20 protein-coding genes are annotated in these 18,908 nt (G+C 71.4%); 12 read left to right on the top strand and 8 right to left on the bottom strand.

What is annotated here, in order from left to right:
- Positions 1-3: 3 nt before the first annotated feature.
- Genes ABZ464_RS24630 through ABZ464_RS24620 form a run of 3 tightly spaced genes read right to left on the bottom strand, consistent with a single transcriptional unit; the run spans position 4 to position 2,945 of the window.
- Entirely contained in the window at positions 4-1,026 is a 1,023-nt protein-coding gene (locus ABZ464_RS24630) for an LLM class F420-dependent oxidoreductase (RefSeq protein WP_359279835.1), read from the bottom strand.
- Positions 1,023-2,159: an acyl-CoA dehydrogenase family protein gene (locus tag ABZ464_RS24625; RefSeq protein WP_359279833.1), complete on the bottom strand. Its 1,137-nt coding sequence runs from the start codon at positions 2,157-2,159 to the stop codon at positions 1,023-1,025. The genes ABZ464_RS24630 and ABZ464_RS24625 overlap by 4 nt, the downstream gene beginning before the upstream one ends.
- 18 nt (positions 2,160-2,177) lie before the next feature.
- Complete coding sequence (locus ABZ464_RS24620) at positions 2,178-2,945, bottom strand: enoyl-CoA hydratase/isomerase family protein (protein WP_359279831.1); 768 nt, start codon at positions 2,943-2,945, stop codon at positions 2,178-2,180.
- Between the two features lie 96 nt (positions 2,946-3,041).
- Between ABZ464_RS24620 and ABZ464_RS24615 the strand changes: the two genes are divergently transcribed.
- Together ABZ464_RS24615 and ABZ464_RS24610 are read left to right on the top strand one after the other, a co-directional pair.
- Positions 3,042-3,908 carry a crotonase/enoyl-CoA hydratase family protein gene (locus tag ABZ464_RS24615; protein WP_359279830.1) on the top strand — a complete coding sequence of 289 codons (867 nt, stop codon included), beginning with the start codon at positions 3,042-3,044 and terminating at the stop codon, positions 3,906-3,908.
- 131 nt (positions 3,909-4,039) lie between these two features.
- Positions 4,040-5,440: a family 1 glycosylhydrolase gene (locus tag ABZ464_RS24610; RefSeq protein WP_359279828.1), complete on the top strand. Its 1,401-nt coding sequence runs from the start codon at positions 4,040-4,042 to the stop codon at positions 5,438-5,440.
- Here ABZ464_RS24610 and ABZ464_RS24605 read toward each other — a convergent pair.
- Both ABZ464_RS24605 and ABZ464_RS24600 read right to left on the bottom strand, forming a co-directional pair.
- On the bottom strand, positions 5,419-5,919 hold the full coding sequence (locus ABZ464_RS24605) for a MaoC/PaaZ C-terminal domain-containing protein (protein ID WP_359279827.1): 501 nt from the start codon (positions 5,917-5,919) through the stop codon (positions 5,419-5,421). The genes ABZ464_RS24610 and ABZ464_RS24605 overlap by 22 nt on opposite strands.
- Positions 5,920-5,944: 25 nt before the next feature.
- Positions 5,945-6,766: an enoyl-CoA hydratase/isomerase family protein gene (locus ABZ464_RS24600; protein WP_359279825.1), complete on the bottom strand. Its 822-nt coding sequence runs from the start codon at positions 6,764-6,766 to the stop codon at positions 5,945-5,947.
- A 108-nt stretch (positions 6,767-6,874) separates the two neighbouring features.
- Here ABZ464_RS24600 and ABZ464_RS24595 point away from each other — a divergent pair, with 108 nt between their 5' ends.
- From ABZ464_RS24595 to ABZ464_RS24580, 4 genes are read left to right on the top strand one after another with little or no spacing between them, the layout of a single operon-like run.
- Positions 6,875-7,993 (top strand): acyl-CoA dehydrogenase family protein, encoded by a 1,119-nt coding sequence (locus ABZ464_RS24595; RefSeq protein ID WP_359279824.1) that lies wholly within the window; start codon positions 6,875-6,877, stop codon positions 7,991-7,993.
- Between the two features lie 27 nt (positions 7,994-8,020).
- Positions 8,021-9,199, top strand: coding sequence for an acyl-CoA dehydrogenase family protein (locus tag ABZ464_RS24590; protein ID WP_359279822.1), 1,179 nt, complete (start codon positions 8,021-8,023; stop codon positions 9,197-9,199).
- Positions 9,196-9,708, top strand: a complete 513-nt coding sequence (locus ABZ464_RS24585) for a nuclear transport factor 2 family protein (protein ID WP_359279820.1) — start codon at positions 9,196-9,198, stop codon at positions 9,706-9,708. The genes ABZ464_RS24590 and ABZ464_RS24585 overlap by 4 nt, the downstream gene beginning before the upstream one ends.
- Positions 9,708-10,463 (top strand): SDR family oxidoreductase, encoded by a 756-nt coding sequence (locus ABZ464_RS24580; RefSeq protein ID WP_359279818.1) that lies wholly within the window; start codon positions 9,708-9,710, stop codon positions 10,461-10,463. The genes ABZ464_RS24585 and ABZ464_RS24580 overlap by 1 nt, the downstream gene beginning before the upstream one ends.
- Positions 10,464-10,473: 10 nt before the next feature.
- On the opposite strand, the gene ABZ464_RS24575 is transcribed toward ABZ464_RS24580, so the two are convergent.
- Positions 10,474-11,670 (bottom strand): CoA transferase, encoded by a 1,197-nt coding sequence (locus ABZ464_RS24575; RefSeq protein ID WP_359279816.1) that lies wholly within the window; start codon positions 11,668-11,670, stop codon positions 10,474-10,476.
- Between the two features lie 146 nt (positions 11,671-11,816).
- Here ABZ464_RS24575 and ABZ464_RS24570 point away from each other — a divergent pair, with 146 nt between their 5' ends.
- From ABZ464_RS24570 to ABZ464_RS24545, 6 genes are read left to right on the top strand one after another with little or no spacing between them, the layout of a single operon-like run.
- Entirely contained in the window at positions 11,817-12,317 is a 501-nt protein-coding gene (locus ABZ464_RS24570; protein WP_359279815.1) for a PaaI family thioesterase, read from the top strand.
- 4 nt (positions 12,318-12,321) lie between these two features.
- Entirely contained in the window at positions 12,322-13,170 is an 849-nt protein-coding gene (locus tag ABZ464_RS24565) for an enoyl-CoA hydratase-related protein (RefSeq protein WP_359279813.1), read from the top strand.
- 18 nt (positions 13,171-13,188) lie between these two features.
- Positions 13,189-13,641, top strand: a complete 453-nt coding sequence (locus ABZ464_RS24560) for a MaoC family dehydratase N-terminal domain-containing protein (protein ID WP_359279811.1) — start codon at positions 13,189-13,191, stop codon at positions 13,639-13,641.
- Positions 13,638-14,060, top strand: coding sequence for a MaoC/PaaZ C-terminal domain-containing protein (locus ABZ464_RS24555; RefSeq protein ID WP_359279809.1), 423 nt, complete (start codon positions 13,638-13,640; stop codon positions 14,058-14,060). Before ABZ464_RS24560 ends, ABZ464_RS24555 begins: the two co-directional genes overlap by 4 nt.
- Positions 14,061-14,064: 4 nt before the next feature.
- Positions 14,065-15,528, top strand: coding sequence for a class I adenylate-forming enzyme family protein (locus ABZ464_RS24550; protein WP_359279808.1), 1,464 nt, complete (start codon positions 14,065-14,067; stop codon positions 15,526-15,528).
- The gene (locus ABZ464_RS24545) at positions 15,521-16,618 is read left to right on the top strand and encodes a serine hydrolase domain-containing protein (protein WP_359279806.1); all 1,098 of its coding nucleotides are present in this window, start codon (positions 15,521-15,523) and stop codon (positions 16,616-16,618) included. The genes ABZ464_RS24550 and ABZ464_RS24545 overlap by 8 nt, the downstream gene beginning before the upstream one ends.
- Positions 16,619-16,670: 52 nt before the next feature.
- On the opposite strand, the gene ABZ464_RS24540 is transcribed toward ABZ464_RS24545, so the two are convergent.
- Both ABZ464_RS24540 and ABZ464_RS24535 read right to left on the bottom strand, forming a co-directional pair.
- Entirely contained in the window at positions 16,671-17,852 is a 1,182-nt protein-coding gene (locus ABZ464_RS24540) for an amidohydrolase family protein (protein WP_359279804.1), read from the bottom strand.
- A gap of 127 nt (positions 17,853-17,979) precedes the next feature.
- Positions 17,980-18,783: a GntR family transcriptional regulator gene (locus tag ABZ464_RS24535; protein ID WP_359279802.1), complete on the bottom strand. Its 804-nt coding sequence runs from the start codon at positions 18,781-18,783 to the stop codon at positions 17,980-17,982.
- Between the last annotated feature and the right edge of the window lie 125 nt (positions 18,784-18,908).

Genomic DNA, 18,908 nt, shown 5'->3' with positions numbered 1-18,908 from the left:
CGGTCAGCTCTCGCGCAGTTCCGCCACGATCGGCTCCCACACCTCGGCACGGGTCTCGTAGGCGGTGTAGAAGGACACCCGGTCGACCAGCGCCCCGTACCGGCGCCGGATCTCGCCCGCCACCCGCTCCGGCTCCGCCACCACCGCGAAGGTGTTGAGGACCTCGTCGTCGACGAGCCGGGTCATCGCCTCCCACTTGTCCTCGCGCCGGGACGTCGACAACGCGTGCAGCTCGTCGCCGAGTTCGCCCCAGCCGTGCAGCTCCAGGACGCCGCGGTAGGCGGGCGTGCTGCCGTAGAAGGCGACCTGGGCGCGGGTGCCGTCGAGCGCGCGGGCCATCTCCTCCTCCGTCCCGCCGGTCGCGGTCAGCAGCAGATGGGAGACGGAGAAGTCGGCGCGTGTCCGGCCCGAGGACGCCAGTCCGGCCTCGACGGTCGGCAGGGTGACCTCGCGCAGATACCGCTCGGTGGTGAAGCCGTGTGCAAGCAGGCCGTCGGCCACCTCGCCCGCCACCCGGGTCATCGCCTCCCCGACGGCGGCCACGAATACCTTGGGCGCGCCGCCGGTGGCGGGCGGCGGGGAGAAGAACGGGGACATCAGCGTGTGCGAGTAGAAGTCGCCGCGGAAGTTGAGCCGTTCGCCCTCGTTCCAGGCGGCCCAGATGGCGCGCAGCGCGCTGACGTACTCCCGCATACGGGCGGCGGGCCGGCTCCACGGCATGGCGAAGCGCCGCTCGATGTGGGGTTTGATCTGGCTGCCCAGGCCGAGCGAGAACCGCCCTCCCGAGTACGTCTGCAAGTCATGTGCGGTGTAAGCCAGTTGCATGGGGGAGCGGGCGAAGGCCACCGCGATGGCGGTGCCGACCTCCAGCCGGTCGGTGTGCTCGGCGGCCAGCAGCAGCGGCAGGAACGGGTCGTGTTTCGACTCGGAGGCCCACAGCCCGTCGTAGCCCGCCTTCTCGTGATGGCGGGCCTCCTCCACGACCTCCGTGGTGCTCCACACGTTGAGCTTGCCGTCGACCTTCATGCCGCTCCTTCGCCCGCTTCCATGCCGATGCGCTGTGCGAGCAGTTCGCGATGGTACGCGGGATCGCCGAACAGCAGCTGTGACGTCTTGGCCCGCTTCAGATAGAGGTGGGCCGGGTGTTCCCAGGTGAAGCCGATACCGCCGTGGACCTGGATGTTCTCTGCCGTGGCCTGCACACACGCGTCGGAGCAGAACGCCTTGGCCAGGCTCGCCACGGCGGGCAGGTCCGGGGCCTCGCTCTCGGCGGCGAGCAGGGCGTAGTGCGCGGCGGCCCGCGCCGACTCGACCTCCAGTAGGACGTCGGCCAGCAGATGTTTGACGGCCTGGAAGGAGCCGATCGCGCGCCCGAACTGATGGCGGACCTTGGCGTACTCCACCGCCATGTCGAGCGCGCGGGACGCCACCCCGACCTGCTCGGCGGCCAGTGCGACGGCGGCCCGGTCGAGGACCTGGGCGACCAGGTCCCAGCCGTCGCCGTGCGTCCGCAGCCGGGTCGCCGGTACCTCGCGGTACTCCAGCCGGGACTGCCGGCGGGTCGGGTCCAGGGTGGGCAGCGGCGCGCGCGTCAGACCGGGCGCGTCACCGTCCACCAGGAACACTCCGATCCCGTCGGCGGCGCGCGCCACGGTGAGCACGACATCGGCGGCCGCACCGTCGAGCACGAACGTCTTGTGCCCGCTCAGCAGCCAACTCCCGCCGGACTCACGGGCGGTGAGCCCGACCCCCGCCGCGTCCCAGCGTGCCGAGTCCTCGGTCAGGGCCAGTGTCGCGACGAGCTCTCCGGCGGCGAGCCCCGGCAGCAGACGCTTACGCGCCTCCTCGTCGGCGCAGCGCAGCAGCGTGGTCGTCGCGAGGACGGCCGAGGACAGGAAGGGTGCGCACTGCAGCGCACGGCCCGTCTCCTCCATCACCACGCCCACTTCGACCGGTCCGCATCCGGCACCGCCGTACTCCTCGGGCACGGCGAGTCCCTGGAGGCCCAGCTCGGTGCCCATCCGGCGCCACAGCGCCCGGTCGAAGCCCTCGGGGGTCTCCATCAGACGCCGTACCTCGGTCTCCGGCGAGGTGTCCGCGAGGAACGCCCGTACCGTGCGGCCGAGTTCCTCCTGCTCCTCGCTGAACGCGAAGTCCATCCCGTCTTCCTCTCCGGTTCAGCGGCGGCCGCGTGCGGCGATGATCCGCTCGACGGCGGCGATGTGATCCGGTGCGTGCATGGTCTCCCGCTCGGCGAGCAGGGCCGGTTCCATCACCGTGTCGAGGGCCTGTTCCAGATGCCGGTTGACGGCGCGCTTGGTCTCGCGCAGCGCCTGCGCGGGCAGGGCCGCCAGCCGTCCGGCCAGGTCCATGGCCTCGTCCATGAGCTTGTCCCCGGGCACGGCGCGGGTGGCGATGCCGAGCCGGACCGCGTCCTCGGCGCTCACCCGGTCGCCCAGGAAGAGCAGCTCCTTCGCCCGGGTGAGGCCCACGAGGAGCGGCAACACGTATGCGCCCCCGTCGCCCGCGACGAGTCCGACCTGCACGTGCGGGTCGGCGACGTAGGCGTCGTCGGCGATGAGTACGAGGTCGCTCAGCAGGGCGAGGCTGCAACCCAGCCCCACGGCGGGGCCGTTGACCGCCGCGACGACGGGGAGGGGGCAGCGGACCAGTCCGGTGATGATCCCGCGCGCCTCGTCGACCTGCCGCTGCCGGAAGGCGCCGTCGCGCTGCACCCGGGTCATGGAGTCGAGGTTGCCGCCGGCGCTGAACGCCCGGCCGCGCCCGGTCAGGACGATCACGCGTGCCTCCGGATCGGCGGCGAGGTCGTCCCACACCGACGCGAGGCCGGTGTGCAGCTCGTCGCTCATCGCGTTCAGCTGCTCGGGCCGGTTCAGCTCGACCAGCCGGACCGGCCCGACGGCCGTCATTACCAGATCCGTCATCTCCGCCGCCCTCGTCCAGGGATCCATCATTAGAGTTGAATGCTATAACTAATTAAGCTTTCTGGAAACCGGGTCGCGGAGTGACGGAGGACGCGCATGCCGCAGCAGGAGTACGAGACCGTGCGGGCCGAGGTGGCCGACCGGATCCTCACGGTCACCCTTGACCGGCCCGAGAGGCTCAACGCCTTCAATCCGCGCATGATGCAGGACCTCCTCGACGTCCTGGACGCGGCCGACGCGGACGACGGAGTGCGGGTGATCGTGGTGACCGGCGCCGGACGCGGCTTCTGCGCGGGCGCCGACGTCAGTTCCGGCGGTTCGTCGTTCGACCACCGCAAGGCGGGCCCCCGGCACCGGGACACCGGCGGCCGGGTGGCCCTGCGGATCTTCGCCAGCACCAAGCCGGTCATCGCGGCGATCAACGGCCCGGCGGCGGGCGTCGGGGCCAGCATGACCCTGCCCATGGACATCCGGCTGGCATCGACGACGGCGAAGTTCGGCTTCGTCTTCGCCCGCCGCGGCATCGTGCCGGAGTCCGCCGCGAGCTGGTTCCTGCCCCGGGCGGTCGGGATGCAGCGGGCCATGGAGTGGGTGGCCACCGGCCGCGTCTTCGGCCCCGAGGAGGCGCTGGCGGCCGGGCTGGTCCGCTCCGTCCACCCGCCCGAGGAACTGCTCCCGGCGGCGTACGAACTCGCCCGGGAGATCGCCGAGAACACCTCGGCGGTCTCCGTCGCCCTGTCCCGCCAGATGATGTGGCGCATGCTCGGCGAGCCCCACCCGATGACCGCGCACCGGCTCGACTCGCGGATCATGGGCCAGATCGGCGGCGGTCCGGACCCCGTCGCGGGCGTCGAGTCCTTCCTCGCCAAGCGCCCGCCCGCCTTCCCCGGCCTGGTGAGCAAGGACATGCCGGCCGTATACCCCTGGTGGCGGGAGGAGGAGTTCCGGCCGTTCGGGGAGTAGGCGACCGGCCGGGACTGTACGGATCCGCGAGATGCGGCCGAAACATTGTCGTGGCTTGCATGAAGTGTTAGCGTCCGGTCGGCGGACATTCAGTTGAATGCGCTAAACCATTGACCGCCTGGACGGTAACCATGAGCGATGGTTTCCTGCATGAGTCGCTGAGCGGGGTCGACTGGGGGGTCGCCACCGCGGACACCGTCGCGGCCCCGCCGCCGCCCGCGCAGGAGCGCGGCGGCCACTTCGGGCAGTGGACCGACGACATCCGGCGGCTGTTCGGCGTCACCGCGGACACCCACCGCATGGCCGCCGGCTGGCCGCTGCTCCAGCCCGACGGCCCGGGCAGCTGGGACCGGCGGGCGCTGGACCGCTGCGAGCGCGCGCTCGACGCCCTGCTCGACCAGGGGAAGCGGCCCGCTCTCACCCTCGTCGACCGCACACTGCCACCGTGGCTGGACGACGCCGGAGGCTGGCTCGCCCGCGACACCGCCGAGCACTTCGCCGCGTACGCCGCCGAGCTGGGCCGCCGCTTCGGCGACCGGGTGGAACGCTGGATCACCTCCACCGACCTGGCCGGGCCCACCCTCGCCGACCACGTGGCCGGAATGTACTCACCGGGCCGCGGCGCGGGCCGCGCCGGGCTCCCCGCGGTCCACCACATCCTCCTCGCCAACGGACTCGCCACCCAGGCCCTCCGGGCCGCGGGTGCGGCCGGCCGGATCGGGACCACGGTCACCCTCGTGGGCGGCTACCCGGCCACCGACGACCCCTACGACCGGCTCGCCCTGGAGCGCCTGGAGAGCTGGACCAACCGCATCTTCCTCGACCCCCTGCTGCTCGGCGAGCACATGGTGACCGAGGACGACCTCGAGCCCGTGGCGGCCACCGGCTGCGTACGCCCCGGCGATCTGGACGTCATCACCACCGCCCAGGACCTGCTGGCCGTGTCCTGGCACACGCCGTTCCGTGTTACCGCGCCCGAGAACCTGCCCCGGGTGCTGCCGAGCGCGAAGTGCCGCAGCGCCCTCAACGAGGTCAACCGGCTGCTCGTGGGCCTCGGCTTCGCGATCGTCCCCTTCGACGACGTGGAGACAACCGCCTACGGCTGGCCCATCATCCCCGAGGGGCTCGCCGACGCCGTCGCGGGCCTGTGCGACCTGTACGGGGACCTGCTGCCCCCGCTGTCCGTCGTCGACAACGGCATGGGCGACCTGGACCTGGTCGACGGCACGGGACACCGCGACGACGCCCGGCGCCGGGCCATGCTGCGCGCCCGGCTCTCCTGGCTGGCGGGGCTCGTCGACGCCGGGGTGGACGTGTGCGGCTACGAGTACTGGTCGGTCCTGGACAACCTGGAGGCCAAGTTCCGCTACACCCGCCTGTACGCGATGGCCGTCCCCGACCACGAGCTCGCGCCCCGGCCCGCGATGCCGTCCGACTGGGTGCGCGGGGGAGCCTTCGCCGCCCCGCCCGCCGACGGCCCGCGGACCGGCCTGACCCTGGTGACCCCCGCTCAGGGTGCCGGCACCTCGTAGTCCCGGCCGCGGATCAGCCGTACCGGGCAGTAGACCAGCACGTCCTCGTCCCGCTGGTTGCGCACGGTGATCCGGCTGGTCACCACGCCCCGGCCGGGCTTGCTGGAGGGGCGCGAGCCCGTCGTCTCCACGACGGCGTACAGCGTGTCGCCGACGTACACCGGCCCGTGCACGGTCAGTTCCATGTGCAGGAAGGCGAGGCCCGTGCCGTGCAGGACGTTCGTCTGCAGGACGAGCCCCTCGGCGAGGCAGTACGTCAGACCGCCCGGGACCAGCCGGCCCGTGTAACCGCCTCCCGCCGCGTGGGTCGCGTCCCAGAAGAGCGGCTCGGTGAAGCCGCCCCAGGTGACGAAGTTGACCAGGTCGGTCTCGGTGACGGTCCGGCGGGCGGTGCGGAAGACCTGTCCGACCGGCATCTCCTCGTAGGTCAGACCCTTCACCAAGGGCGGGATGTCGGTCGTCGTGTCGTGCGCGGTCATGTGTCGGTTCCTTTCGGTGGCGTCGTCACAGGTCGAGCGGGTGCTTGTCCGCCACGGCTGCGAAGTCCGGGGCGCGCTTGTCGCGATGGGCCGCCAGGCCCTCGACGACCTCGTGACCCGCGAACCCGAAGAACTCCAGGCCCAGCGAGGCCTCGAAGGCGGGTTGGGCGGTGCGGTACCAGTGGTTGAGGGACCGCTTGGTCCAGCTGATCGCGCTCACGGGACCGGCGGCCAGGACCTTCGCCACGCGCAGCGCCTCGTCGTGCACCTCCTCGTCGGCCACGCACTTCGACACCAGCCCGATCCGCTCGGCCTCCTCGCCCGTGAGGGCCTCGCAGGTCAGCAGGTAGTACTTGGCCTTGGCCATGCCGCACAGCAGGGGCCAGCAGATGGCCGCGTGATCCCCGGCCGCCACCCCGAGGCGGGTGTGCCCGTCGACGATCTTCGCCGTGCGGGCCGCGATCGAGACGTCCGCCAGCATGCCGATGACCAGCCCGGCCCCGACGGCCGGCCCGTGGATCGCGGAGACCACCGGCTTGGAGCAGTTGATCACCCCGTACACCATGTCCCGCGCCTCGCGCATCACCCGTGCCCGCACCGCGTGGTCCTCGGTCAGGGCCTGGATGGAGTCGAAGGTGCCACCCGCGGAGAACGCCCGGCCCGCCCCCTGGACCAGCACCGCCCGGGTGAGCTCGTCCCGGTCGATCACCGGCCAGATGTCGGCCAGTTCGCCGTGCATCCGCGGGTCGACCGCGTTGAGGTTCGGGGCGTCGAGCACGACGCGCAGCACGCCGGGCGCGGGCCGCTCGAAGGTCAGGCTCGTGAAGGGGGCATAGGGATCGGTCACGTCGCGCTCCTGGCGTAATCAGTGCGGATACTATAATTATCTAACTGTATCGAGCGGAGAGCGGCAAGCGATCGGCAGACGCGTCGCAGCGAGGACGGGAAGCCCGGCATGGATCTCACTTTCAGCCAGGAACAGGACGAACTGCGCACGGTCGTACGGTCCTTCCTGGCCAAGTACTCCGACGAGGCAGCCGTGCGCCGGCTGGCCGCCGACCCGCGCGGCCACGACGCCGTCGTCTGGCGGAGGATGGCCGGCGAGCTGGGCCTGCAGGGGCTCGCCGTACCGGAGGAGTACGGCGGCTCGGGCTTCGGCTACGTCGAACTCGGCGTCGTCTTCGAGGAGGCGGGCCGCGCGCTGCTGTGCGAGCCGTACTTCGCCACCGTCGCCCTGGCCGCCGAGGCCCTGCTGCGCTGCGCCGACGACCAGGCACGGGCCGACCTCCTGCCGGGCATCGCCTCCGGCGCCACGATCGCCACCCTGGCGCTCACCGAGGACACCGGCCGCTGGGACGAGCCCGGCATCCGGCTCACCGCCCACGAAACCCCCGGCGGCTGGCGGCTGACCGGCGCCAAGACCTATGTCCCCGACGGTCTCCTCGCCGACCTGCTCCTGGTCGCCGCCCGCACCCCGGGGGGCGTCAGTCTCTTCGCGGTCGGCGCCGACGCGGCCGGCCTCACCCGCACCCTTCTCCCCACCCTCGACCAGACTCGCAAACAGGCCCGCCTGGAGTTCGCCGACACCCCGGCCCGCCTGATCGGTCCCGAAGGCACGGCGTGGCCGGTTCTCGAACGCACCCTCGCCACGGCCTCGGTCCTGCTCGCCGCCGAACAGGTCGGGGGAGCGGCCGCCGTGCTCGACGCGGCCGTGGACTACGCGCGGATCCGGGTGCAGTACGGGCGGCCCATCGGCTCCTTCCAGGGGATCAAGCACAAGTGCGCCGACATGCTGGTGGAGATCGAGTCCGCCCGCTCGGCCGCATACGGCGGGCTGTGGGCGCTGGACGCCGCGGACGACAAGGAGACCGCCGTCGCCTCGGCCCTGGCGCAGGCCTTCTGCTCGGAGGCGTTCACCAAGGTGGCCGGCGACAGCATCCAGGTCCACGGCGGCATCGGCTTCACCTGGGAGCACCCCGCGCACCTGTACTTCAAGCGCGCCAAGAGCTCCGAGGCGCTGCTCGGCACACCGTCGTACCACCGGGAGCTGCTGGCCGCCCGGCTCGGCATATGAGATCTGTGAGAGCAGGGAGAGGCAGACATGGAGCTGGACTTCGGACCCGCGGTGCGCGACTTCCGTGAGGAACTGCGGGACTGGCTGGCGGACCATCTGGTGGGGGAGTTCGCCGAGCACCGGGGGGTCGGCGGCCCCACCGACGGCGCGGCCTGGGAGGTCCGCCTGGCCTGGGACCGCGAGCTGTCCGCCGGGGGGTGGCTGGGCGTGGGCTGGCCGCGGGAGTACAGCGGCCGAGGGCTCGGACTCCTCGAGGAGATCGTCTTCGAGTACGAGTACGCCCGCGCGAACGCCCCCTACCGGGCCACCGGCAACGCCCTCGACCTGCTCGGCCCCATGCTGCTCAAGGTGGGCGCCGACGAGCAGAAGAAGCGGTTCCTGCCGCCGATCCTCGCCGTCGAGGAACTGTGGGGCCAGGGCTTCAGCGAACCCGGCGCCGGCTCCGACCTGGCCTCGGTGCGCACCCGCGCCGAGCGCGACGGCGAGGCGTGGGTGGTGAGCGGCCAGAAGGTGTGGACGTCCTTCGGCGTGCACGCCGACTGGCTCTACGTCCTCACTCGCACCGACCCGGACTCCGTCCGGCACAAGGGCCTGAGCATGCTGCTCGTGCCCACGGACCAGCCCGGCGTGGAGATCCGCCCCATCCGCAACCTCGCCGGCCAGGACGAGTTCGCCGAGGTGTTCCTCTCCGACGCCCGCACCGGCGCCGACATGGTCGTCGGCGAGGTCGGCCAGGGCTGGCGCACCGCGATGGCCACGCTCGGCATCGAACGCGGCACCACGCTCCTACCCCAGCAGCTCACCTTCGAGCGGGAGGCCGAGTCGCTGATCGAGCTGGCCCGGGAACGCGGCGCGCTCGACGACCCGATGCTGCGCCGCCGCATCGTCGACGCCTGGATCTCCGTGCGCGTCATGCGCACCACCAATCTGCGCACCCTCGCCGAACTCACCGCGGGCCGCACCCCGGGCGCCCAGGCCACCACAGCCAAGCTGTACGCCTCGACCCGCCACCAGCAACTCGGGCACCTGGCACAGGAGGTGGCGGGCCCCGCCGGGCAGATCGTCGGCGCGGACTACGGCCTGGACACCCGGCAGCGTTCCTTCCTGCTGTCCCTGGCGGAGACGATCTACGGCGGGTCCAGCGAGATCCAGCGAAACATCATCGGCGAGCAGATCCTGGGCCTGCCGAAGGAGCCGCGGCCATGACGCCGATCGAGGACCGCCTCGACCGCGTCGAGTCGCACCTCGCCATCCAGCAGTTGCCCGTGCGGTACGCGCTCGCCGTGGACGCCCGCGACCTCGACGCCTGGACCGGCTGCTTCCGGCCCGATGTGGACATGGGGCGCCACGGTCACGGTCGGGAGGCGTTGCGGGCGTACATCGAGCCCCTCGTCCGGGGCTTCGTCCGGTCCGTCCATCAGATCTGCGGCCACCGGATCGAGTTCACCGGTCGCGACACGGCCACCGGCTCCGTCTACTGCCGGGCCGAGCACGAGGTGGGGGAGCGGTGGATCGTCATGGCCATCCGCTACCTCGACGACTACGCGCGCGTGGACGGCGAGTGGTACTTCTCCCGGCGCCGCGAGCAGCACTGGTACGCGGCCGACGTGACCGAGCGCCCCCAGCAGGTCGGATTCGCCGGCTGGGAGGGCGCCGGGGAACCGGCGCTGCCGGACGCCTTCCCCTCCTGGGAACCCTTCTGGAAGGAGTCGTGATGCGGCGGTTGGCGGGGAGGACCGCCCTGGTCACCGGTGGCGGACAGGGCGTGGGCCGGGGCATCGCGCTCGCGCTGGCGGCCGAGGGGGCGGCAGTGGTGATCACGGGCCGTACAGAGGGCACACTCGAGGACACCGCGCGGGTGATCGCCGAGCGCGGCGGGCGGGTGCAAACCGTCGTCGGGGACGTGGGGGAACGGACCGACGTCGAGCGCATGGTGGCGGAGACGGTCCGGGAGTTCGGCGGCCTCGACGTGCTCGTCAACAACGCGCAGAGCTCCGTGCAGCGCTGCCTGGAGCAGACGTCGTACGACGACGTTCAACTCGCCTATCGTAGCGGCCCGTTGGCGGCCTTCCAGGCGATGCGGGCGGCTCTGCCGCATCTGATGGCGAGTCGTGGCAGCGTCGTCAACCTCGGTTCGTCGGCCGCGGTGCTGGGCGAGGCGGGGTTCGCCTCCTACGCGATGGCCAAGGAGGCGATCCGTGGGCTGTCCCGTGTCGCCGCGCGGGAGTGGGGACCGTACGGGATCCGGGTGAACATCGTCTGCCCGGCCGCACTGAGCCCGGCGGCTCAGGAGTACTTCGCCGCCCATCCGGAGAAGGCCGAGCAGGTGGTGGCCGGCATACCGCTGGGCCGGATGGGCGACCCGGAGACGGACATCGGGCGGGCGGTGGCCGCGCTGGTCAGCGACGACATGGCCTATCTGACCGGTGCGACGCTGATGCTGGAGGGCGGCAGGACCCTGATCGGATAGGGGCGGCGCGTCAGACGACGCCCCGACCGCGCAGTCCGCGGATGTGATCCTCCGTCAATCCGGCTATCTCCGACAGCACTTCGGTGGTGTGCTCGCCCAGCGCCGGCGGCGGGGTGTACCCCTCGACCGGCGTCGCCCCGAGCCGGATCGGATTGGCGAGCAGCGGCAGCCGGCCCGACACCGCGTCCTCGACCTCGACCAGCATCTCCCGGTGCCGAATCTGCGGGTCGGCGAAGACCTCGGGCATCTCGTTGAACGGCCCTGCGGGGACGTCGTGTTCGTCGAGCACGGCCAGCCACTCGTCCCGGGTCCGGGTGCGCATGACCGCCTCCAGCACCGGCAGGATCTCCTCGCGGTGGGCGATGCGTGCCGGCGTGGTGGCGAACCGGGGGTCCTGGAGCAGGTCGGTGCGGTCGGCGGCCGCGCAGAAGGCGGCGAACTGCTTGTCGTTGCCGGCCACCAGGAAGAGCGGCTTGTCGGCGCACTGGAACGCCTGGGACGGGATGCCGCCGTACCCGCCGTTGCCGCGCCGGGCCGGTACCTCACCGGAGACCAGGTAGTTCATCGCGAAGTGGGAGAGCGAGGCCAGTCCGCAGTCCAGCAGGGAGAGGTCGATGAACTGGCCCTCACCGGTGGCGTCCCGGTGCCGCAGGGCCGCCAGCACGGCCGTCGCGGCGTACAGGCCGGTGAGGATGTCGACCATGCTGACGCCGACCTTCATCGGCTCGTCGGGGTGCCCGGAGACGCTCATCATCCCGGACATGGCCTGGAAGATGCCGTCGTAGCCCGGGCGTTCGGCGTAGGGACCGGTCTGGCCGAAGCCCGTCACCGAGAGGTAGACGAGCCGGGGGTTCAGCTCCCGCAGGCTCTCCTGGTCGAGGCCGTACTTCGCCAGCGTGCCCGTGCGGAAGTTCTCGACCAGCACGTCCGACCGGGCGGCGAGGGCACGGATCACCTCCTGCCCCTCGGCGGTGGCGTGGTTGACGGTGACCGACCGCTTGTTGCGGTTGCAGGAGAGGTAGAAGGCGGCGGTGTCCGTGCCGGGGGCGAACGGCGGTCCGTACGTGCGGGAGTCGTCGCCCGTACCGGGCCGTTCGACCTTGATCACCTCCGCGCCCAGGTCGGCCAGCAGCTGGGTGGCCAGGGGAGCGGCGAGGATGCGGGACAGGTCCAGGACACGGATCCCGGCCAGGGCGGTCGACGGCATCGAGGTCTCCCTCTGTTCACAGACAGCCAATGAGTTATATAAATAATACATCTGGCGGCTGGAGTGATACCCCGCTTGATTGCTCAACTATCCAAATCATGTAACTATATGGATCGGCCGATCGGCCGAGACCGGAGGGCGGGCTGATGACCGTCGCGGCGAGGACCCTCACCGAACAGGAACAGCGCGAACGCCGGGTGTGGTTCCGGGCCCGCTGGGAGCGCGGGGTCGCCTTCAACCGGTTCTGCCGCATCCGGGTGACCCGCTGGGACGCGGAGGCCGTGGAGATCGTGCTGCCCTACGCCGAGTCCCTCTCCGCCCACGAGGACGTCTTCCACGGCGGGGTCATCTCGGCGCTCATCGACACCGCCGGTGCCGGAGCCGTCATCGCCGGACACGACTTCACCCACGGGAGCCGGCTCAGCACCGTCTCGATGTCCGTGCAGTACCTCGCCCCCGCGCGCGGCCAGGAGGCCGTCGCCCACGCCCGCTGCGTGCGGCGCGGCCGCAGGCTGCACTTCGCCGACGTCGACGTACTGACCGACGGGCGCCTGTGCGCGCGGGGCCAGGTGGTGGTGACCATCTCCGGGGAGCGGCCCGGCGTCGGCGACCCGATCGACCCCATCGACTCCCTGACGGAGGAGTGACCGCATGACCGAGGAGCCCGCCCAGGACGACCTGGTGCTGTACGAGGTCGACGAGGACGGTGTCGCCACCGTCACCCTCAACCGGCCCGAACGCAGGAACGCCTGGAGCATCCCCATGGAGCGCCGTTTCTTCGCGCTCCTCGACGAGGCCGCGCACGACCCGGCCGTCCGGGTCGTGATCGTCACCGGCGCGGGCAAGGCCTTCTGCCCCGGCATGGACGTACAACGCCTGGAACAGAACGCCCAGCCGGGCCAGTCCCTCAACCTCCAGGCCCGTGTCCCCATGTACAGCAGGCGCACCCTGCCCAAGCCGCTGATCGCCGCCGTCAACGGCGCCTGCGCGGGCATCGGACTGGTCCAGGCACTGATCTGCGACGTCCGCTTCGCCGCCCGCGGGGCCCGCTTCACCACCGCCTTCACCCGGCGCGGCCTGGCCGGCGAGTACAACCTGCCGTACGTTCTGCCGCGGGTGATCGGGCTGGAGAACGCCCTCGACCTGCTGCTGTCCGGCCGGGTCTTCGACGCCGACGAGGCCAAGGCCCTCGGCCTCGTCAGCCGGGTCGTCGAACCCGAGGACCTGCTGGACGCCGCCCGCGCCTACGCCCGGGAGATCGCCCGGAACTGCTCCCCGCGCGCCATGGCCGTCGTACGCCACCAGGTGTACGGCGACCTGGACCGCACCTTCACCGACGCGCTGGCCCGCTCCTACTCCGCCATGGAGTTCTTCGCGGGCTCGCCCGACTTCCGGGAGGGCGTGGCGAGCTTCATGGAGAAGCGGGAGCCGAAGTTCGAGGGTCTGCCGCCGGACTTCGACCCGGACGAGGCCACCCGCGACGCGTTCCTGCCGTACTGACCGAGGAGGTTTTCGAGGATGACAGGGCAGCCGTTCCCCGTCGAGGCCGGGCACATCATGATGTTCGCCCGCGCCATCGGCGACGAACACCCCGCGTATCAAGGTGAGTCGGCCCTCGCCCCGCCCACCTTCACCATGGCGAGCGCGCACTACGACCCCGACTACCACCTGCGGCCGAGGCCGGACGAGGAGTGGTTCGGCTCCGGCGGCTGCCCCGGTGTGATGGCCGAGGGCGGCGGCGGGCTGCACGCCGAGCAGCACTTCGAGTACCACCGCCCGGTGCGCGCCGGCGAGACGCTGTACGCGCACACCGTCCCGGGGCGCAACTGGGAGAAGCAGGGCCGCAGAGGCCGGCTGCTGTTCAGCGAGCGCGTCACCGAGTACCGGGACGCCGACGGCCGGCCGGTCGTCAGCGCCGTGACCGTGGCCGTCGTGCCCGAGGGCCCCGCCACCCCGAAGGATGCCCGATGAGCCTGAGCAGCAGTGACATCAAGGTCGGCGAGACGCGGGAGAGCGTCCTTGTCGAGGATCTGAAGCGGACCCGGATCGTGCAGTACGCGGGGGCCTCAGGGGACTTCAACCCCCTGCACACCGACGAGCGGTTCGCCGTCGAGGCCGCGGGATATCCCGGTGTCTTCGCGCACGGCATGCTCACGATGGGCATGACCGGCCGGATCCTGACCGACTGGGTCGGCCCCGAGTCGCTGCTGCGCTACGGCGTGCGCTTCAAGGCGCAGGTCTGGCCCGGCGACACCCTGACCGCCACGGCCACCGTCGAGTCGATCGAGGACACACCGGTCGCCCCGGTCGCCCACTTCTCCCTGCGCACGGTCAACCAGCACGGCGTCGAGGTGGTCACCGGCACCGCGGCGGTCCGCCTGGAGCCCTGACCCGGTGACCACTGCGCAGCAGTCCGGGCAGGAGGCCACCTGGACCGCCATGGTGAGCCGTGCCTACGATCACGACCGCCCCGCCACCCGTTTCGGCGACCTGAGCTGGAGCGGGCGCGAGCTTCTCGATCGGGCCGGGGGTGCGGCCGACTGGCTGGACTCGCTCGGTCTGGAGCCCGGGGCTGCCGTCCCGGCCCTGGTCGCCACCTCCGCCGATGCCCTCGCGCTGGTGATCGGCGGGGCCGGTTCCGGGCACCCGCTCGCGCCGCTCGGTGTCCGGATGACCGCGCACGAGATCGCCGCCGTGGTCAAGGGGATGCCGGCGCGGACCCTGCTGGCGCAGCCCGAGTTCGGCGACCTCGCCGGACAGGTCGCCGAGCTGTCCGGCCGACGAGTCGCCATCGTCCCCGAACTACGCAGCACAGTAAGGGCGTTGACGGCCGGCCGAGACCAACTCGCCGCCGCACTCCACACCTCCGGCACCACCGGCCTGCCCAAACCCGTCCCCATGACTCAGCGGCGGCTGGCCGCCCGGGCCCGCGTCAACGGGAGGCTGTGCGGGCTCGACCCCGACAGCTTCTACGGCGGCAGCGCGCCCTTCCACCACATCGCGGGCCTCGGCAACATCGCCGTCGCGCTCGCCGCCGGCGCGCTGATCACCGGCCTGCCCCGCTTCAGCGTCGAGGGCTGGACCCTGTTGCGGGACCTCGGCACCACGCACACCAGCATGGTCCCGGCGATGCTGGAGACCCTGCTGGCCGCAGGCGAGGCACGGCACCCGAGCCTGCGGACCCTCCAGTACGGGGGTGCGCCCGTGCGTCCCGGCGCGCTGCGGCGGACGTACGAGGCGATGCCCGGCGTCCGCATGCTCAACATGTTCGGGCAGACGGAGGGTTCGCCGATCAGCGTGCTCACTCCCGAGGACCATCGGGAAGCGGTGGCGGGGCAGGCAGAGTTGCTGCGTTCCGTGGGCCGGCCCGCCCCCGGCGTCGAGGTGAGGGTCGACCGCGCCGGACCGGACGGTGTCGGCGAGATCCACGCCCGCGCCGACCATTTCTTCCGCGTCGACGCCGAGGGCTGGCTGCACAGCGGCGACCTGGGCCGGATCGCGGACGACGGCTACCTCTACCTCCTCGGCCGCCGCACCGACATGATCATCCGCGGCGGCGAGAACGTCCATCCGCTGGAGGTCGAGACGGTCCTGACCGCGCATCCCGATGTGGCGGACGCGGCGGTGACCGGCGTACCCGACGAGCGGCTCGGTCAGACGGTCGTCGCCTTCGTCGTGCCGGCCGACCCCGGCGCCCCGCCCGAACCGGCGGCGCTCAGAAGCCATACCCGGGCCCGGCTCTCCGGGTTCAAGGTCCCGGTCCGCTGGTGGTTCGTGGACGACCTGCCGCGCAACGCCAACGGCAAGGTCGTACGCCGTGACCTGCGGGAGCCGTACGAAGGAGAACCACATGCCTGACCCCGTCGACCCGACCCGCCTCGACTCCCTCCTGGAACGGATCCGGCGGGAAGTCGAGCACGGCCCCCTGCCGTCCGCACAGGTCGCCGTCGCCCACGACGGGCGGCTGGTGGCCTTCGAGACGTACGGCGACGCCCACCCCGGCACCCGGTACGTCCTGCAGTCCGTCGGACGGTCGATCGTCGCCGGTGTGTTGTGGAAGCTGATCGGCGACGGGCTCCTGGACGTCGGTGAGCAAGTCGCCGCGATCATCCCGGAGTTCGCGCCCAACGGGAAGGCAGCGGTGACGGTCGAGCAGGTGCTCACGCACACCGCCGGCTTCCCCTTCGCGCCCCTCGGACCGTCCAAGGCGCGGGACCGGGAGCAGCGGCTGGCCGCCTTCGGACGCTGGCGACTCGACTACCCGCCCGGCACCCGCTTCCAGTTCCATCTAACCTCCTCAGCCTGGCTGATCGCCGAGATCGTCGAACGGCGTACGGGTCTGGCCTTCGCCGACTACCTGCGCGAACGGATCGCGGAGCCGCTGGGGTTGTCGTCGATCGAGCTGGGGGTGCCCGTGGACCGGCAGCCGGGCACCGTGGCCCCGATGCTCGCCACCGACCGCACGGACGACGCGCAGGAACCCGACCCCTGGGGGCCGTGGTACCTGTCCGACCCGAAGGTCCTGGCGGCCGGAGAGCCCAGTCACGCTCTGGTCGCCACCGCCGCCGACGTCGCCCTCTTCTTCCAGGCGCTGTTCCACTCGGGCCTGTGGAAGCCGGAGGCGGTCGCGGAGGGCGCTCGGATCCGGTTCACCGACCACCCCCACGGGGAGCGGATCTACGGGGGCGGCGGCGGACGCCGCACGAGCATGGGGCTGTTCGTGACCGTGGCCGGTCCCGACGCCGGCAGCAACCTGCCCTCGGCGGGCTCGCCCGCGCTCTTCGGCAGCGCCGGAGCCGCCTACCAACTGGGCTTCATGGACCCGGAGTCGGGCCTGTCCTTCGCCTGTCTGTGCAACGGCTATCCGCTGGCCGGCTACGACCACTCACCGCACGGCACCGCCCTGCTCGCCGACATCGCGAACCTGGCGGCGGGCCTGGTCGGTTAGGGTCCTTGCCCGACCGACCGGGGGCCCGCCGCCAGGCGGGGTCCTGCGAGGCTCAGCGGCTGATCAGCTGCTGAGCGTTGTTGAACATGATGTCGTCCTGCGCGGACTCGTCGAGCTCCGCGATCAGCTTGCGGAAGTCGGCCGGGGCGGCGAGGCCCTCCGCGTGCGGGAAGTCGGAGCCCATGACGATGGACTCGTGTTGGCCGAGACGCCGGACGACATCCACGATGTCGTCCTCGGGATAGGGCACCACCCGGACGTGCTTGCGGAAGACCTGGCTGGGGCGCTCGTCCAACTGCCCGCCGATCCAGGGGCCGTTGCGGCCCATGCCCCGGCTCTTGTCCATGTGGCGCACGAAGTGGGGGACCCACTCGGAGCCGAACTCGGAGACCAGGATGTTGATGTCGGGGAAGCGCCCGAAGAGGTTGTCGAAGATCAGCGCGGAGAGTGTCTCCTCGATGGGGCGCTGGCCGTAGGTGTTCTGCCACTGCCAGGCCGACATCCGGAAGTGGATCGGGTTCGGGTCGAAGCCCCAGGAGGGGGCGACCTGCGAGTTGTAGTAGTACTCGCTGATGTGGTAGCAGACGCTCGCCTTGGCCTCGTTGACCAGCTTCCAGAACGGGTCGAAGTACGGGTCGCCCGGCGAGCGGCCGTACACCGGCCCGGTGGGCAGCAGGATGAAGCGGGCGCCCTGCTCCAGGACGTACTCCAACTCCTTGACCGCGCTGGGCAGATCACGCAGCGAGAGCAGGGCCGGGGCGTAGATGCGGCCCAGGTGGTCGAAGCCCCAGACCTCGTTCATGTAGCGGTTGAACGAGTGGTAGTTGGCGTAGAGCGGCTCGACGCCCTTGACGTACTCCTCGGCCACCAGGGCCCAGCCGCCCGGATACATGATCGTCTGGTCCAGGCCCTGCTCGTCCATGACCCGCAGCCGTGACTCGCGGTTCTGGTACGACTCGTGCATCGGCTCGAACTGGTACGTCTCCTCCGGATTGCCCGAGGCCATCGCCTTGAGCATCTCCTTCAGCGAGCCGGGACGGTAGACCTGCCCGAACTCGGGCTCCAGACACACGACGATCCGGTCCCCGGCGAGGATCACCTCCCGCCCGTCCGGCAGTGTCACCGGTGCGACCGCCGCACCGAGGAACTCCTTCGGAAGGTAGCGGGTGAAGGAGTCCCGCTCCTCGTACATGTGCTGGTCGCAGTCGAAGATGCGCTTGCGGTGTTCGGCCATGGCCGTCGCCTCCGGGCCCCAGGTTCTGTTCAATGCAGCCTATTCAGTGCTCCTTCTATAATTATCTAACTGTTTCTCGGAGGCAAGGGGTTCTCGCGGACGGGCTCACCGCGCGCGGCCCGGCAGGTCAGTCGATGAGCTCCAGTACCGTCTTGGGCCCGGCGGCGTTCACCACGTCGTCCGCGCTGGAGATGTGCCGCTGCCAGAGCTTCTCCGCCTCGTCCGCCTTGCCGGACTCGATCAGGCCGATCAGCCTCACGTGCGCCCGGTGGCCCTTGAGGGCCTGCGCCTTCTGGGTCTCGGCGTCCGTGGCTGCCGCGGTGTACGAGGCGTTGGCCCGGTCGATGATGTTGCGCACCATGCCGCACAGCAGGATCAGGGTCTGGTTGCCGGTGAGCTCGACGAGCAGGGCGTGGAAGGCGTCCTGCGCCTCGACCAGGGCGAGCGGATCGTTCAGGACCGCCTTCTCGGCGGCCACCGCCTCCCGCAGCCGACTGATGTCGGCCGCGCTGTGCTTGGCGGCGAGCTGGCGGGCGCAGGGCGGCTCGATGAGCGCCGCCGCGCGGTAGAGGTCGCCCAGCGTGGCGCCGCGGTACTCGAGGATCAGGCCGGCGAAGCGGGCGGCGACCTCCGCGTCGGGCGCGCTCACCCGGGCGCCGCCGTGGGCGCCGCGGCGCACCGTGATGAGGGACTCCGACTCCAGGACGCGGAAGGCCTCGCGCAGGGTCGGCCGTGAGATGCCGAACTGCTCCATCAGTCCCGACTCGGGGGGCAGTGCGTCACCCGGCTTCAGTTCGCCCCGGACGATCTGGCGGCGCAGGTGGGCGGCGACCAGTTCGGCGGTCTTCGGTACCCGCACCTGGCGTCCGACGCGGCTGCGGGCGGGGGCGGGCACGGCCGCCGTTTCACGTGCGCGGGCTGCCTCGGCCACGGTGGGCTCCTCATATAGCAAAATGAATCGTCTTAGTGCATCGAGGGTACCAGGTCAACAGATGATTGATCATGTCTTCGCGGGCCCGGGTCTGGCGCCGGCGCTGCTTCTTGAGTTATAGATGA

The organism is Streptomyces sp. NPDC005820, assembly GCF_040630255.1.
Lineage (GTDB): Bacteria > Actinomycetota > Actinomycetes > Streptomycetales > Streptomycetaceae > Streptomyces.
Note: the sequence above shows the minus strand (reverse complement) of the source record. Positions and strands in the feature narration are given on the sequence as shown.

Excerpts from the sequence above, each read along its gene's own strand:
- ABZ464_RS24630 (WP_359279835.1), bottom strand. The coding sequence starts at position 1,026 with ATGAAGGTCGACGGCAAGCTCAACGTGTGGAGCACCACGGAGGTCGTG.
- ABZ464_RS24625 (WP_359279833.1), bottom strand. The coding sequence starts at position 2,159 with ATGGACTTCGCGTTCAGCGAGGAGCAGGAGGAACTCGGCCGCACGGTA.
- ABZ464_RS24620 (WP_359279831.1), bottom strand. The coding sequence starts at position 2,945 with ATGACGGATCTGGTAATGACGGCCGTCGGGCCGGTCCGGCTGGTCGAG.
- ABZ464_RS24615 (WP_359279830.1), top strand. The coding sequence starts at position 3,042 with ATGCCGCAGCAGGAGTACGAGACCGTGCGGGCCGAGGTGGCCGACCGG.
- ABZ464_RS24610 (WP_359279828.1), top strand. The coding sequence starts at position 4,040 with ATGAGCGATGGTTTCCTGCATGAGTCGCTGAGCGGGGTCGACTGGGGG.
- ABZ464_RS24605 (WP_359279827.1), bottom strand. The coding sequence starts at position 5,919 with ATGACCGCGCACGACACGACGACCGACATCCCGCCCTTGGTGAAGGGT.
- ABZ464_RS24595 (WP_359279824.1), top strand. The coding sequence starts at position 6,875 with ATGGATCTCACTTTCAGCCAGGAACAGGACGAACTGCGCACGGTCGTA.
- ABZ464_RS24590 (WP_359279822.1), top strand. The coding sequence starts at position 8,021 with ATGGAGCTGGACTTCGGACCCGCGGTGCGCGACTTCCGTGAGGAACTG.
- ABZ464_RS24585 (WP_359279820.1), top strand. The coding sequence starts at position 9,196 with ATGACGCCGATCGAGGACCGCCTCGACCGCGTCGAGTCGCACCTCGCC.
- ABZ464_RS24580 (WP_359279818.1), top strand. The coding sequence starts at position 9,708 with ATGCGGCGGTTGGCGGGGAGGACCGCCCTGGTCACCGGTGGCGGACAG.
- ABZ464_RS24575 (WP_359279816.1), bottom strand. The coding sequence starts at position 11,670 with ATGCCGTCGACCGCCCTGGCCGGGATCCGTGTCCTGGACCTGTCCCGC.
- ABZ464_RS24570 (WP_359279815.1), top strand. The coding sequence starts at position 11,817 with ATGACCGTCGCGGCGAGGACCCTCACCGAACAGGAACAGCGCGAACGC.
- ABZ464_RS24565 (WP_359279813.1), top strand. The coding sequence starts at position 12,322 with ATGACCGAGGAGCCCGCCCAGGACGACCTGGTGCTGTACGAGGTCGAC.
- ABZ464_RS24560 (WP_359279811.1), top strand. The coding sequence starts at position 13,189 with ATGACAGGGCAGCCGTTCCCCGTCGAGGCCGGGCACATCATGATGTTC.
- ABZ464_RS24555 (WP_359279809.1), top strand. The coding sequence starts at position 13,638 with ATGAGCCTGAGCAGCAGTGACATCAAGGTCGGCGAGACGCGGGAGAGC.
- ABZ464_RS24545 (WP_359279806.1), top strand. The coding sequence starts at position 15,521 with ATGCCTGACCCCGTCGACCCGACCCGCCTCGACTCCCTCCTGGAACGG.
- ABZ464_RS24540 (WP_359279804.1), bottom strand. The coding sequence starts at position 17,852 with ATGGCCGAACACCGCAAGCGCATCTTCGACTGCGACCAGCACATGTAC.